A 14,053-nucleotide genomic window follows, 5' to 3' on the forward strand; every position below is an offset into this window, starting at 1 on the left:
AATTCACAATAAACGATGGCTAATTTCTTTTTAGACAATAAAGACCTCCAGTACCACATGAACCATCCGTTGATGAAGCGGATCGTGGAACTCAAGGAGAAAGGCTATGCCGACAAGGATTTATACGATTATGCGCCGACCGATTTCGAGGACGCGCAGGACAGCTACCGCCGCGTGATGGAGATCATCGGCGAGGTCTGCGGCGACGTGATCGCCCCGAACGCCGAAGGCGTCGACCACGAAGGCCCGAAGGTGGTGGACGACCATGTGGTCTATGCCCCGGGAACGGCCCGGAACATCGAGGCGCTGAACAAAGCCGGTCTGTTCGGCCTGACGCTGCCGCGCAAGTACGAAGGACTGAACTTTCCGCTGATCTACTTCGTGATGGCGAACGAAATGGTAGCCCGCGCCGACGCCGGATTCGAAAACATCTGGGGTTTGCAGGACTGCGCCGAAACGCTGAACGAGTTTGCTTCGGAAGAGATCAAAGCGAAATACCTGCCGCGCGTATCGCGGGGCGAAACCTGCGCGATGGATCTGACCGAGCCCGACGCCGGCAGCGACCTGCAGGCCGTAATGCTAAAGGCCCACTGGGACGAAGCGAAAGGGACTTGGTTGCTGAACGGCGTGAAACGGTTCATCACCAACGGCGACGGACACATCTCGCTGGTGCTGGCCCGTTCGGAAGAGGGAACGGCCGACGCGCGCGGACTGTCGATGTTCGTTTACGACCGCAACCACATGGCCGTAAAGGTGCGCCGCATCGAGAATAAACTCGGTATCAAAGGTTCGCCGACCTGCGAGCTGGTCTTCACGAACGCCCCGGCCGAACTGGTCGGCGACCGGAAGATGGGGCTGATCAAATACGTGATGTCGCTGATGAACGCAGCCCGTCTGGGCATCGGCGCGCAATCGACCGGCCTGTCGGAAGCCGCTTACCGCGAAGCGTTGAAATACGCCCGCGAACGTCAGCAGTTCGGCAAGGCGATCATCGAATTTCCGGCAATCCGCGAACTGCTGGCGAACATGAAGGCCAAACTGCAGGGATCGCGCGCGATGCTGTACGAGACGACCCGTTTCGTAGAGATCTACAAAGACCTCACCCACATCAGCCACGACCGCAAGCTCACGCCGGAAGAACGCGCCGAGATGAAAGCCTACACCCGGCTTGCGGACGCCTTCACGCCGATGCTGAAGCTGATGAGCAGCGAATACTGCAACTCGCTAGCCTACGATGCGATCCAGATTTTCGGCGGCTCGGGCTACATGAAAGACTACCCGATCGAGCGCATTTACCGCGACGCGCGTATCACGAACATTTACGAGGGCACTTCGCAGTTGCAGGTCGTTGCGGCGATCCGCCACGTCACCACGGGCACCTACCTCGCCCAGATCAAGGAATACGAGGCCCAGACCTACGAACAGAAACACCTGCACGAAAAGCTGGTCGCCCTGCGCGAAGAGTACGAACAGAGCGTCCAGAAGGTCGTTTCGGCCGAGAACAACGAGTTTATCGACTTCCATGCCCGCCGCATGGTGGAGATGGCCGCGCACATCATCATCAGCTACCTGCTGATGCGCCAGGCCGGCGAAGTGGAAGACTACCGCAACTCCGCGGAACTCTACGTGAAATACGCAGAGGCTCAGAACAGCGCGGCGGCACGCTACATCGAAAGTTCGACGCTGGCCGATCTGGATCTGATCTCCGCCGTCAAGGAAGAGGAGCTCTGATTTCCATATCCCGTTTAACGGGCGGGGCCTCCGGGAATCGTGAAGATTTCCCAGAGGCCCCGCTTCTATTCAAACTTCACGGTCAGCGGCGTTCATTGTAAAGCGCGAGACGCGCTTTACACAGCCGTTCGATCAGTTCCTTCATTTTCTGCGTCCGTTCGACGTATCCGCCGATCTCGGCCCGGCACGGGCCGCACCGGAACAGGAAAAGCGCATCCCTGCGGTATACGTCCAGCCGGCTCAGCATCCGGCTGTTGGAGGTCTGTTCGGGATCGAGCAGCAGGTACAACTCGGGCGAGATCGTCCGCATACGCAGCAGCAGCGTCGTCAGCGTGTGCAGGTCGGTATCTGCGGCGTAATAAACGCCGTAGAGCGCATGCAGCAGCATTTCGGCAGCGCAGGCGGTCAGGAACGCCGTCTGCCGGAAATCTCCGGCTGCAAGGCTCCGCCCGGCGGCCGCAAGGAATCCCCCGGCCTGCCCCGAAAACAACTCGTAACGGTCGAGCGCCGCGAAATAAAATTTCTCGTAATTGCAGGGATTCCGGACGACCGTTTCCCGGCTGTACAGCACCTTCCCTTCGGACAACGCCATGCGGTAAAACCATTTCATTTTGCCGACGGCCTCGGCTGCCGAATACAGGTAGGTTGATGAAAGAGATCGCCCGACTCCTGGTAGGATATTTAAATTTGAGGTAACCGTGCAGGTCGAGCCATTCCATCGTGGGATGCATCGGGGTAACGACCAGCAGGTCGTAAGCCGCCATTTCGCTGAACGGCATCGCACCGGCCAGCGAGCCGAACAGAACGACCCGTTCGGGATCGACCGCCTGCCGGATCGTCCGGACGATCCGGCCGAGCTCGCCGGGATCGTAACTCGCAGCGACCGCAGGTTGTCCGACCGCTTGTTCGGCGGATTGTTCGTCCGCATCCCGGAATAAATTTTCCTGCAAAAAATCCTGTTTCTGTAAAAAATTCGGTATCGTTTCCATTTTTATCAATTTTAAAAGTTTAGGGAATAAAAGTCCCGGCCTTGCCGCGCACGGACTGCGGCAAAGCGAATAAAGTTTTGACCGACAGGAATTTGTCAGATCAACAGATAAAAATGGAAACGGGATAACCTGTCACGGGGCGGATACCCGGAGTTGGCCTTGCGGCTAGTCGGTACCGGAGTACGGACGGGATACATGGTTCGCATAAAATAAAAAATGCGCAGTTGCGAACCATATATCCCCTTGTTACAGGCTCAATAAAGTGCCATTCGCGGGTCGCTAAACCCCAACAGCTCTGCGCATACCTTTTTAAATTGGTTGCTTTATCGAGCACCATAGTAACAATTAATAAATATATGATTCGCAAGAGCAAAGATACAAAATTTTAATTCCCGAGTATACGAAACGGCAAATAAAAACAGAAACGGGATAACCTGTCGCGGGGCGGACGCCCGAAGTTGACCTTGCGGCCAGTCGGTACCGGAGTACGACGGGACACATGGTTTGCATAAAATAGTAGGCAGAAGTTATGAAACTAATTCTATATATTTATAAACATATTCGGTTGATATACATATAAATATCTTTAAAAAGACGCAAAAAAGCAATGTTTTACCTATGTTGTACCCGTTAAAAAAACAAACGCTCAACTCATTAAAAGTTAAGCGTTTACGACATAGTCTTGTTGACCCACCAGGATTCGAACCTGGAACGACAGAACCAAAATCTGCTGTGTTACCATTACACCATGGGTCAAACTTATTTCAGAACCGGATTCGAGCGACAAATATAGTGCAAGAAATTTTTATCTGCAAATTTCGTCCATGATCCGGGCGGTAGCTCCTTTGTGCTGCAATACATACTCCTTGCAAATCGTTCCGCTGCGTCCCGTGGCGTCCGGATCGTCGTGCAGGCCTGCGAACCATCGTTCCAGTTCTTCCGCCGAGGCGATACTCGCCGCACCGCGCAGCGTCACCAGATCGCGTGCCTCCCTGAATTTCCCGTAACGGGGTCCGAAAGCCAACGGCAGTCCAAAGGTGGCCGCTTCCAGCGTATTGTGTATCCCGGCGCCGAAACCTCCGCCGATGTATCCCCAGCGGCCGTAGCGGTAGATGGACGACAGGATCCCGATCGTATCGACGAACAGGACGCCCGCTGCGGCGAGGTCGCTTTGCGGAGTCAGCTGCGTGTAGCGCAGCGCCGGGCGGGAAATACGCTCGCAGAACTTTTCGATCCGTGCGGGATCGATTTCGTGCGGCGCGACGATGAATTTCACGTCCGGATACCGTTCGATCAATCCCACTAACAATTCTTCGTCGGGCGGCCATGTGCTGCCAGCGATAAATACCGGAGCGTCTGCCGCGAACCGTTCGATTTCGGGTAGCCGTTTCGCTTGCTGCGCGATTTCGTATACCCGGTCGAAGCGGGTGTCGCCCGCCACACTGACCTGCTCGATGCCGATGCTTTTCAGCAAATTTCGCGAAGAGTCGTTTTGGACGAAGATATGCCGGAAAGCTCTCAGCGCGCTGCGGAAAAGTCCGCCGTAAGGACGGAAAAAAATCTGTCCGTCGCGGAATATCGACGAGATCAAGTAGAGTTTCGTGCCCGCCCGTTTCATCGCCAGCAGGTAGTTGACCCAGAATTCGTATTTGACGAAAACGGCGATTTTAGGCCGCACGATCGCCATGAAACGGCGCACGTTGCGCGGGGTGTCGGGCGGCAGGTAAAAGATGTAGTCGGCTCCGGGGTAGTTTTTGCGGATCTCGTAGCCGGACGGAGAAAAGAAGGTGACCAGTATCTTGTAACCCGGACACGCTTTGCGGAACGCTTCGATCACCGGCCGTCCCTGTTCGAATTCGCCGAGCGAAGCGGCATGGAACCATGCGATGTCGGCTCCGGAGTCCACCGTCCGGGCCAGTTTGTCGAAAATGCCCTTCCGTCCCCGCACCCAGAGTCGCGCTTTGGGGTTGAACAGGGCGGCAAGCCGTATCGCGGCGTTTGTCAAATAGATGCCAGAGTTGTAGAGCAGCCGCATCGGTCGTTATTTGAGAATATCCCGCAGCCCTTTGCGGTTCAGTACGGCAATCGACGACGCTTCGGATCGGATCAGGTGTTTCTTTTCCAGTTCCATGAGTACGGTTTGCAGCGCGCTGCGCGTGGCGTCGAAATATTCGGCGATTTCGCGGATGTCGGGCACCGGTACCGAGCCGGATTCTTCGGAAGTGTGTTCCAGCAGGTAAGTGGCGACTTTCTCTTTCAGCGACCGGAACGACAGGAAAAAGATTTTTTTCGACCAGACGTTGGCGCGGTTCGAAATGATGTCGATAAAGTTCGACATAATCAGCACGTTGGCCTGCATCAATTCGAAAATATAGCCCCGGTGCAGCGTCATGATCGTTACGTCGCCGTCGGCGATCACGTCGATCGGCAGTTTGTTGTAACCGCCGAACAGGAAAGCGGGGGCGATCAACTGCGGAGCCTCGATCGGGTCTACCACGATCGTTTTGCCGCCCGAAACCATCTCTCCGTGCACCCGTCCTTTCAGGATGATCATCAGGCCCGAATAGGCGGTATCCCGGTGGGCGATGCAGTCTTTATCCTTGTATTCGGTCAGGGAGAATTCGCCCCTTTCACCGATCGTTTCCCTGATCTGTTCCGCCGTCAGACCTCTGAACAGCGGGCACTGAGCCAATATCGCATACATATCCTTCACAGATTTAAAAGGTTCTCTAATAACGCGTGAAGTTACTACTTTTTCTTCATTCCGCCAAGCGGTTTCGGCAGATCGGCGGTTACCAGCGCGGAACCATCGCGTTCGGAATGTAGCGCAGCCGGTGCGTGGAATCGGGCAGCAGGTCGACGGCGATTAAGTCGAACTGCGTATCCGCGTCGATCCGGTACAGGGCGACGTATTGCTGTGCGGCCCGGAACAGCGCGTTGAATTTTTTCCGGGTCATGGCCTCTTCGGGCGCGGTCAGTCCGTCCGCCTTCCGGGATTTCACTTCCACGATGTGCAACACGCCCTCTTTACGGGCGACAATGTCCAGCTCGTAACGGCCGCTGCGCCAGTTGCGGTGCAGCAGGTCGAAACCTTCCGAAAGGAGAAAGCGGGCGGCGATCTCCTCGCCGCGTTGTCCAATACGTATCGACGACATGCCGCGAAGTTACATCAGAAAACTCAGGTCTTCGTCCGGATGCACATCGAACGGCTGCGTCCCGCAACGGAAGATCCGCATCGGGCGGTTGCCGATCAACGACAGCCGGTCGCCTTCGACCCGCAACATGCACCCTTCGCGCAGTCCGGCGACGTAAGTTTCCGGATTCGCAGCGATGTATTCCAGAATGCGCTGTTCGCGGGTTTCGCCGGCATGACCGTCGGGATGGGCGTCCGTATAATGCGGATTGATCTGGAATTTGACCAGTCCGGCGGCGATGAACGACGCCGGTTCGACGATCGGCATGTCGTTCGTGGTGCAGATTGTCGGACAGGCCACGTTGCTGCCGGCGCTCCATCCGATATAGGGCATACCGTCGAAGGCCCGTTCGCGGATTGCCTGCACGAGGCCCTGTTGCTGCATGGCCCGGATCAGCACGAACGTGTTACCGCCGCCGACGACGACCGCTTCGGCCGCACGCACGGCGCGGGCCGGGTTGCTTTCGCGGTGTACGGAACGCACCTCGACGCCCAGTTCCGAAAATCGTGCCTGTACTTTGCTCTGGTAGTCGTCGTAAGAGAACGTAACGGCGGCGTAAGGGATGAACAGCACTTCCCGGACAGGGCCCAGGAACTCCCGGATCTGTCCGACCGGATATTCGAGAAACCCTTCGCCGGCATTGGTCGAATTACTGATAAGCAGTAGACGCATGATATACTGTGTTTTACGAGACGCCTTTACAATCGGGCGATCTCTTTTTCTATTTCTGCCGGAAAGTGCTCGTATTCCAGCGCGTGGACTTTGGCCGCTACCGTCTCCGGCGTATCGGTTTCGGTTACCGGCACGCGGTACTGAGCCAGGATGTCGCCGCTGTCGTAGCGCTCGTTGACGCGGTGGATCGTGATTCCTGTTTCCCGGTCTCCGGCCTCCACGACCGCGCGGTGCACCCGGTCTCCGTACATACCCTTGCCGCCGTGGCGCGGCAGCAGGGCCGGATGGATGTTCACGATCCGGTTCGGGTAAGCGGTCAGCAGGTTTTCGGGTACCAGCCACAAGAATCCGGCCAATACGACGTAATCGATCTGCCGCCGGCGCATCAGCACGACGATCCGGTCGCTATTATAGAAGGTGTCCCGGTCGAATACGACCGATTCGATCTGCAGTTTCTCGGCGCGGCGGAGCACTTTGGCATCCGGTCTGTTGGTCAATATCAGTTCGACGCGGGCCGTATTTCCGGCGGCGAAGTAGCCGGCGATGTTTTCCGCGTTGGAACCCGACCCGGATGCGAAAATGGCTATTTTCTTCATTTTTAGATTTTTATGCGATAGTTAACGTGTCGTATCCGTAAAAAAAAGAAAGAATTATCAAAAATAATCGAAAAAGTGTTACTTTTGCAAAAATTTGGCTTTGAAATATAAAGTTATTTTTGGAATAAACACAATTGTTAAACTTAAACTAATTTGATTATGTCAGACGTTTCATCAAAAGTGGTTGAGATCATCGTTGACAAGCTCGGCGTTGATGCTGCTGAAGTTGTTCCCGCCGCAAGCTTTACCAACGACCTGGGCGCGGATTCGCTGGACACCGTGGAATTGATCATGGAATTCGAAAAGGAATTCGAGATTTCGATTCCGGACGAAGATGCTGAAAAGATCACCACCGTAGGTGATGCTATTAACTACATTTCTGCCAAGAAATAATTAAGAGCCTTTGAGACAGGGCGTTTGTCAAACGAATTTGTTGTATTTTATGAAACAGAGAAGAGTTGTGATTACGGGGATAGGTACCATTAACCCCTTAGGTAACAGCATTGAGGAGTACTTCACTAATCTTGAAAAAGGTGTAAGCGGAGCAGGACCTATTACTCATTTTGACCCTTCTAACTTCAAGACAAAATTTGCCTGCGAACTCAAAGGTTACGAACCGAATAACTTCTTCGATCGCAAGGAGGTGCGTAAATACGACCTCTATTCGCAGTATGCGTTGATCGCCGCCGAACAGGCGGTGCAGGACTCGGGGATCGAGCCCGAAAAGCTCGACCTCGAACGCGTGGGAGTTATCTGGGGATCGGGTATAGGTGGATTGGAAACATTCTACCAAGAGGTAAAGAGCTATGTCGAGGGAGGTTTCATTCCGCGATATAGCCCTTTCTTCATACCTAAGATGATTGCGGATCTGGCTGCCGGCCACATTTCGATGAAATACGGTTTCCGGGGCCCGAACTATTGTACGGTTTCGGCCTGCGCTTCGTCGAACCATGCGATGATCGATTCGTTGAATTACATTCGCTGGGGCAAGGCGGACATGATTCTCACGGGAGGTTCCGAGGCCGCGATCAACCCTCCGGGAGTCGGAGGTTTCAATTCGATGCAGGCCCTCTCGACCCGCAACGACGACCCGCAGAAAGCTTCGCGGCCGTTCGATGCCGATCGCGACGGGTTCGTGATCGGAGAAGGCGCCGGAGCGTTGCTGCTCGAAGAGTACGAGCATGCCGTTGCCCGCGGGGCCAAAATCTATGCCGAGGTAGCCGGCGGCGGCATGAGCGCCGATGCTTACCACCTGACCGCTCCCGATCCGGAAGGGAAAGGCGCGAAAAAGTCCATGCTCGACGCCGTTGCGGATGCGGGGCTGAAAGTTGAGGACATCGATTACGTGAATGTGCACGGAACGTCCACTCCGGTAGGCGACATAGCCGAGATCAAAGGATTGTTCGCCGCGTTCGGAGACCACATTTACAACCTGAACATCAGCTCCACGAAGTCGATGACCGGGCACCTGCTGGGCGCCGCCGGTTCGATCGAAGCGCTGGCTTGCGTGATGGCCCTGACCAAAGGGATCGTGCCTCCGACGATCAACAACGAAAACCTCGATCCGAATATCGATCCGAAGCTCAACCTGACGCTCAACGTCGCCCAGAAACGCGATGTGAAGTGCGCGCTGAGCAACACGTTCGGTTTCGGCGGACACAACTCGACGGTCGTACTCAAAAAGATGTAATGTTTGGAACGATACAGTCTTATTTCAGGCTGCGTTACGGCAGGGATAAGGCGTATTATCGAATGCTGAAAACTATTTTCGGGCTTCGTCCGAATAATATAGAACTCTATAAGCTGGCCTTGATTCACAGGTCAGCTTCCTTGTTTCTGGACGACGGGCCCCGATCAATAACGAACGGCTCGAATTCCTCGGCGACGCGGTGATCGAGTCGATCGTATCGGATTTCCTGTTCATCGAGTTTCCCGAGGCGGATGAGGGGTTTCTGTCCCGGTTGCGTTCGCGGATCGTCCGGCGTTCGTCGCTGAACCGGCTGGCGATCGAGATCGGGCTCGACCGGTACGTGATCGCCCAGGGCGGCAACGGCTTTGCCCAGAAACACCTGTACGGGGATACGCTCGAAGCAATGATGGGAGCGGTTTACCTCGACAAGGGATACGATTTTTCGAACCGGCTTTTTATCAACGGGATTCTGCGGAAATACGTCGATCTGGACGATATGTCCGAGCAGGAGACCGATTTTAAGAGCCGTTTGATCGAATGGAGTCAGAAAAACCGGAAACGCTTGCAGTTCGATTCGGCGCCCAGCGCGTCGTATACGGCCAAATCGCCTCATTTTCGGACGACCGTTTTGGTGGACGGCCGACCGTCCGGCGACGGGGAGGGAGACAGTAAAAAGGAGTCTGAACAGCGGGCGTGTCAGGAGGCGATCCGTCGGCTGGAACGGCTGGGGGAATCGGTGCTTTCCGAGGCAGCCGGAGGTTCGGACGGCGAATGACGTTATAAACGGAATGATGCGGGATATTTCATCGGTTACGGACAAACAGGTGCGCGAAAAACTGGTTGCGCAAGGACCGTCTGCGCTGTCGGATGCCGAATTGCTGAGCATTCTGCTTCGGGACGGCGATGCCGGGGATTCGGCCGTCGGGCTGGCGGAGCGATTGCTGGCGCACTTCGGCGGAAGCCTTGCCCGGATGGAACGTTGCGATTTGCCGGCCCTGCGCATGGTGGGAGGGCTCGGTATCCGCAGAGCCGCCACGGTTGCCGCCGCGCTGGAACTGGGGCGCAGGCTTCGGATCGAAGAGGGACAACAGATCGATTCGGTGCGTACCGATCAGGATATCGTCGCGATGTTCCAGCCGCAGCTCGGCGCGTTGCCTTACGAAGAGTTCTGGGCGGTTTATCTCAATGCTTCGAACCGGGTGATCGACCGGATGCGGGTCAGCCAGGGGGGCGTTTCTGCTACCGTCGTGGATCACCGGCTGATCGTCAAGCGGGCCGTCGAAAAACTGGCGAATGCGCTGGTACTGGTGCACAATCATCCGTCGGGAAACGAACTGCCGAGCGACGAAGACAAAGCCCTGACCGGTCGGGTCGATCTGGCGGCTTCGCTGTTCGACATTACGCTGCTCGATCATATCATCGTTACGGCGGGGCCTTGTTACAGTTTCCGCAGTCACGGCTTTTTCGATAAACGGCCGAATCCGTAGGAGTCCGGTGCGCAACGCATGTTTTTATTTACGGAAGAGCGGTGCGCTTTTGATCGAAATTCATTTACTTTGCATTTCCAAACGGCAGAAAAATGGCACTTATTTTATGTATAGAAGCGGGGACGGACGTAGGTTCGGTGGCGCTGGCCAAAAACGGCGAATTGCTTTCGCTGCTTGAGAATCTCGAAGGAAGACAGCATGCGCAGAACCTGGCCGTTTACGTGCAGGAAGTATTGCAGGAACATGACCTGGATGCGGGAGATCTGGATGCGGTGGCGGTCGGCAAGGGGCCGGGTTCGTATACGGGGCTGCGGATCGCCGTCTCGCTGGCTAAGGGAATCTGTTACGGCGCCGGGATTCCGCTGATCGCCGTGAACAGCCTCGAGGCGCTGGTTCACGTTGCTCTGGAAGATTTCGATGCGGGGATTCTCGGCGTGGACGATATGCGGAACATGAAGTTGCTGCCGATGATCGACGCCCGCCGGATGGAGGTATACTGCCAGTTGTTCGATGCGGCGGCGAAGCCGCTCTCGGAAGTGACGGCGCATATCGTCACGCCCGAAAGTTTTCTGGAACAACGTACCGAAAAGGGCGGATTGCTGGTGTTCGGGAATGGCGCGGCGAAGAGCCGGGAGCTGTTTACCGAGCCGGGCGTACATTTTGCGGAGGTCACTCCTTCGGCTCGCGGACTGGTCAAACCGGCTTTCAAGGCCTTTGCGGCGAAGAAATTCGAAGATACGGCCTACTTCGAACCATTTTATCTGAAAAATTTTGTCGTAAATTGTTCGTCAAAAAAAATATTTTGATTACATTTGCACCGTAAAAATAATCATTGACCCATGGTGTAATGGTAACACTGCAGATTCTGGTTCTGCCTTTCTTGGTTCGAATCCAGGTGGGTCAACAGAAAGGAAGCTCTTTTCAGGGCTTCCTTTTTTTGTACCTGGGTGGAATCAGGATTTTTCTCGTGTCCGTAAAAGGCCGCAGGGATCGCTGTAAACGATCCCTGCGGTTCCCCGAAAAAGGTTAAGTTTGGGTTAAGTGAAGTTGGGTTTATTTCGTTTCGACCAGGAATACCGATTGCGAAGGCTCCACGCGGAGTCTTACCAGGCTGACCCGGTCTTTTCCTTTTTTGGCGTATTCCGGCTGTAAAGCGGTGACTTCGCCGGTATGCGGATTCCAGAGTTCGTAGCGTTTTTTGCCGCGCAGCGCGACGGCGGAATCGAACGCTTTCCCGTTGAGGTTCGCAAAATAATAAATGTCTTTTCCGGCGCGCTCTTTATGGATGTAGCGCATCGGTACGATGCCTTCGGGAAATTCCACGTCGAACGTTTCCGACGGACGGGCCAGCGCGTTGCGCAATGCATCGGCACCGGGCTTGGCGAGGAAAACGACGCGGCCTCCCGCCGGATTCGTATGGGGCTCGCCGCTGCTGCGCAGCTTTTCCGGCAGCAGTTTGTCCATCAGGGCTACGACCTGCGCGTCTGCATTCGGCTCGGTCGACTTGACCGGCAATTGCGTTGTGAAGATCACCTGGCCGCCGGCTTCGAAGAAGGTCAATATTTTGGCTAGATTCGCGACGCTGATCGTCTTCGACGACGGAACGATCAGCGTGCGGAACGTGTTGTATTGTTTCGTGTTGGCCAGTGTCAGACCGTTCTTGTCGACTCGGCAGGCGTCCTGCAGCACTTCCGGGTGCAGAAACTGGAAATCGCGGCCGAGTTCGTTGGTCAGCCGCTGGCTGATCTGCACGTAATCCATGTCGGGGATCTTCACGCCTCCCGCGTAAGCTCCCAGCGGTCCGTCGAAGTAGTGCTCCCCCTGCATCGTTTCGATCGGATACAGCATCGCGACGTCGGTGACGAAGCGGTCGTCGTTGCGCAGCAGCATGTTCAGCCGCGCCAGGAAAGTGTTGAATTCGTACAGTCCCTGGTTGTACAGCCTGTTTCGGTGGGACAGCTCGGGCTCGAACGTAACGTCCCGGTCGTTGAACCATACCGCGTGCGGGATCAGCATGTTGATCCCCTTTGAGTATTGATCCATCGCTACGTTGTAGAGGGTGTCCCACGGGATGTTACCCATCGCTCCGTAGGTTTCCGACATGACCAGCGAATGATCCCAGTTGTAGGCCGCCGAGCTGACTATTTTGTAGAATTTCTCGGCCGGCCGGTCGCCTCCGATTTTGTCGATTCCCGGAACATCCTGGTATTTGAAGCATTTCATCAGGTCGGCGGAAGTTCCGACCGGGTTTTCGATCTCTTCGTTATCCTGATGTCCGGTCGCAACGATGCCGTGCGCTTTGCTCCACTCGCTGACCGCTTTCGGATAAGCCGCTGCGTAAAGCTCGGCCCGCAGACCGAACAGGGCGTTCCGCGCGGCCTGCGTTTCCGGGCCGATGTCGTACCAGAGTGCCGGATAGTACAGCGCCGGGCTGGAGCCGTATTTTTTTATGTAGGTCTCGTTGAATGTCGGCGTCCAGCAACGGGCCTGCGCGCGGTACAGCGTCGGTTCGTCGAAAAAGGTCGAAGTGATCGTCTTTCCGAAATATTCGGGCATCCGTTTGTAGTAAGCCTCGTGCGTCATCGAAATGTAGGCTTTGGCCGCCTCTTCGCTCAGATAATCCATGTTCGGATCGTCGTCCGCGACGCAGACGAACTGCATGATTTTCCAGTTCCCTTCGGGTACTTTCCAGACGATGGTTTCCTCGGTGATGTTGCCTGACAGGTCGATCCGTTCTTTCGTGTCGGCGTTCATGGCCACGGCGGCCATCAGTTGACCCGTTTTACTGACCGGGCTGACGTAGGTGGCCCCGCCCCGGGTTTCTTCTTCGATTTTGTCGAGCCGCTTCATCGTGAGGTTCGGGAAGCGGTTCCGAAACCGGGGAACTCCGTCCGCGTTGATCGCTCCGCCGCTGCCGCTCGGGAATCCGTATTCGTCGTACAGCGAGAGGGTCAGCCCCAGTTCGGCGGCCTTTTCGACGGCGTATTTATAACGTTCGAAATACTCTTCGGTCAGGTACTTGGGCGTCAGATTGGGGCCGAACGGCAAAATCGCCAATCCTCCGTAGCCGCATTTTTCCAGAAAGCCGGGCATTTGGGCGTCGATACCTTCTTTGGTAATGTCGGTATTGTTCCAGAACCACAGCGGATCGGGACGGAATTTCGTAGGGGGAGTTTTGAATTCGGACGGCTCCTGCGCCACGGCCGTAACGCAAAAAAACAGACACAATAGGCTCAGACGAAAGGTTCTCATAAGATCGTATTTTTAGGATAATGCAAAATAAACGGATAAAAACGGGTCGAAGGTGCTATTTTTGACATTATAAGTCGATTTTTTGTTTTCGAAAAAGCAAACTTTCAATCGCGCGCGGTGTCAAAACTATCGTTTTTTAACGGGACTGGTAAAATGGTCGTGAAAAATAATGTTTGAAATTGTAAAAATAAACTCGGAAAAAATTTTTTATTTATGACTGAATTATTATCTTTGTTACGTATCTACACGCGTTTTACAGCCAGTTATCTATAAATTAAGGTGTAGAGGACTGGAAAATAGGATGGGTGAAGTGCGTCTTCCGGTGAAGAAGAGGCGATGGAGAAAGCGGGGCGGAAGACGAATATTTTCCTTGGCGATTTTGGAAACCCGTGGGATTACGTGTTGGCCGCGAGGGATATGCGGCATTTGGTGAACGGAACGG

At 55.1% G+C, this 14,053-nt stretch carries 14 protein-coding genes and 2 tRNA genes; 8 read left to right on the top strand and 8 right to left on the bottom strand.

Translation table 11 applies throughout. The features are described 5' to 3' along the window. The first annotated feature begins 15 nt into the window (after positions 1 to 15). Positions 16 to 1,731 carry an acyl-CoA dehydrogenase family protein gene (locus DW082_RS06490; RefSeq protein ID WP_101573493.1) on the top strand — a complete coding sequence of 572 codons (1,716 nt, stop codon included), beginning with the start codon at positions 16 to 18 and terminating at the stop codon, positions 1,729 to 1,731. Positions 1,732 to 1,813: 82 nt separating this feature from the next. On the opposite strand, the gene DW082_RS06495 is transcribed toward DW082_RS06490, so the two are convergent. Next, the gene (locus tag DW082_RS06495) at positions 1,814 to 2,341 is read right to left on the bottom strand and encodes a hypothetical protein (protein ID WP_118457898.1); all 528 of its coding nucleotides are present in this window, start codon (positions 2,339 to 2,341) and stop codon (positions 1,814 to 1,816) included. A 115-nt stretch (positions 2,342 to 2,456) separates the two neighbouring features. Here DW082_RS06495 and DW082_RS06500 point away from each other — a divergent pair, with 115 nt between their 5' ends. Next, positions 2,457 to 2,669, top strand: a complete 213-nt coding sequence (locus DW082_RS06500; protein WP_118457899.1) for a hypothetical protein — start codon at positions 2,457 to 2,459, stop codon at positions 2,667 to 2,669. A 736-nt stretch (positions 2,670 to 3,405) separates the two neighbouring features. On the opposite strand, the gene DW082_RS06505 is transcribed toward DW082_RS06500, so the two are convergent. The 6 genes from DW082_RS06505 to DW082_RS06530 form a co-directional block, all read right to left on the bottom strand. After that, positions 3,406 to 3,476, bottom strand: a tRNA-Gln gene (locus tag DW082_RS06505). Between the two features lie 49 nt (positions 3,477 to 3,525). Continuing rightward, positions 3,526 to 4,755: a 3-deoxy-D-manno-octulosonic acid transferase gene (locus DW082_RS06510; protein WP_118457901.1), complete on the bottom strand. Its 1,230-nt coding sequence runs from the start codon at positions 4,753 to 4,755 to the stop codon at positions 3,526 to 3,528. Positions 4,756 to 4,761: 6 nt separating this feature from the next. Then, positions 4,762 to 5,424: a Crp/Fnr family transcriptional regulator gene (locus DW082_RS06515; RefSeq protein ID WP_055203116.1), complete on the bottom strand. Its 663-nt coding sequence runs from the start codon at positions 5,422 to 5,424 to the stop codon at positions 4,762 to 4,764. A gap of 88 nt (positions 5,425 to 5,512) precedes the next feature. Beyond that, on the bottom strand, positions 5,513 to 5,875 hold the full coding sequence (locus tag DW082_RS06520; protein ID WP_055203118.1) for a YraN family protein: 363 nt from the start codon (positions 5,873 to 5,875) through the stop codon (positions 5,513 to 5,515). 9 nt (positions 5,876 to 5,884) lie between these two features. After that, positions 5,885 to 6,586 (bottom strand): dipeptidase PepE, encoded by a 702-nt coding sequence (gene pepE / locus DW082_RS06525; protein WP_118457902.1) that lies wholly within the window; start codon positions 6,584 to 6,586, stop codon positions 5,885 to 5,887. Positions 6,587 to 6,612: 26 nt separating this feature from the next. Continuing rightward, the gene (locus tag DW082_RS06530; RefSeq protein WP_101573503.1) at positions 6,613 to 7,182 is read right to left on the bottom strand and encodes a phosphoribosylglycinamide formyltransferase; all 570 of its coding nucleotides are present in this window, start codon (positions 7,180 to 7,182) and stop codon (positions 6,613 to 6,615) included. A 159-nt stretch (positions 7,183 to 7,341) separates the two neighbouring features. On the opposite strand from DW082_RS06530, the gene DW082_RS06535 reads away from it, so the two are divergent. The 6 genes from DW082_RS06535 to DW082_RS06560 all read left to right on the top strand — a co-directional run bounded on the left by DW082_RS06535 (position 7,342) and on the right by DW082_RS06560 (position 11,263). Beyond that, positions 7,342 to 7,575 (top strand): acyl carrier protein, encoded by a 234-nt coding sequence (locus tag DW082_RS06535; protein WP_055203124.1) that lies wholly within the window; start codon positions 7,342 to 7,344, stop codon positions 7,573 to 7,575. A gap of 49 nt (positions 7,576 to 7,624) precedes the next feature. Next, positions 7,625 to 8,872, top strand: a complete 1,248-nt coding sequence (gene fabF / locus DW082_RS06540) for a beta-ketoacyl-ACP synthase II (RefSeq protein ID WP_055203586.1) — start codon at positions 7,625 to 7,627, stop codon at positions 8,870 to 8,872. 199 nt (positions 8,873 to 9,071) lie between these two features. Continuing rightward, entirely contained in the window at positions 9,072 to 9,647 is a 576-nt protein-coding gene (locus DW082_RS06545; protein WP_259335540.1) for a ribonuclease III family protein, read from the top strand. A gap of 13 nt (positions 9,648 to 9,660) precedes the next feature. Next, positions 9,661 to 10,359 (top strand): RadC family protein, encoded by a 699-nt coding sequence (gene radC, locus DW082_RS06550; protein ID WP_310648306.1) that lies wholly within the window; start codon positions 9,661 to 9,663, stop codon positions 10,357 to 10,359. 92 nt (positions 10,360 to 10,451) lie between these two features. Further along, the gene (tsaB, locus tag DW082_RS06555; protein ID WP_118457903.1) at positions 10,452 to 11,165 is read left to right on the top strand and encodes a tRNA (adenosine(37)-N6)-threonylcarbamoyltransferase complex dimerization subunit type 1 TsaB; all 714 of its coding nucleotides are present in this window, start codon (positions 10,452 to 10,454) and stop codon (positions 11,163 to 11,165) included. Between the two features lie 27 nt (positions 11,166 to 11,192). Next, positions 11,193 to 11,263: transfer RNA gene (locus tag DW082_RS06560), tRNA-Gln, on the top strand. Between the two features lie 149 nt (positions 11,264 to 11,412). Here DW082_RS06560 and DW082_RS06565 read toward each other — a convergent pair. Next, positions 11,413 to 13,611, bottom strand: coding sequence for a glycosyl hydrolase (locus DW082_RS06565; protein WP_055203129.1), 2,199 nt, complete (start codon positions 13,609 to 13,611; stop codon positions 11,413 to 11,415). Positions 13,612 to 14,053 lie beyond the last annotated feature (442 nt).

This window comes from Alistipes sp. AF48-12, assembly GCF_003477565.1.
GTDB lineage: Bacteria > Bacteroidota > Bacteroidia > Bacteroidales > Rikenellaceae > Alistipes_A > Alistipes_A hominis.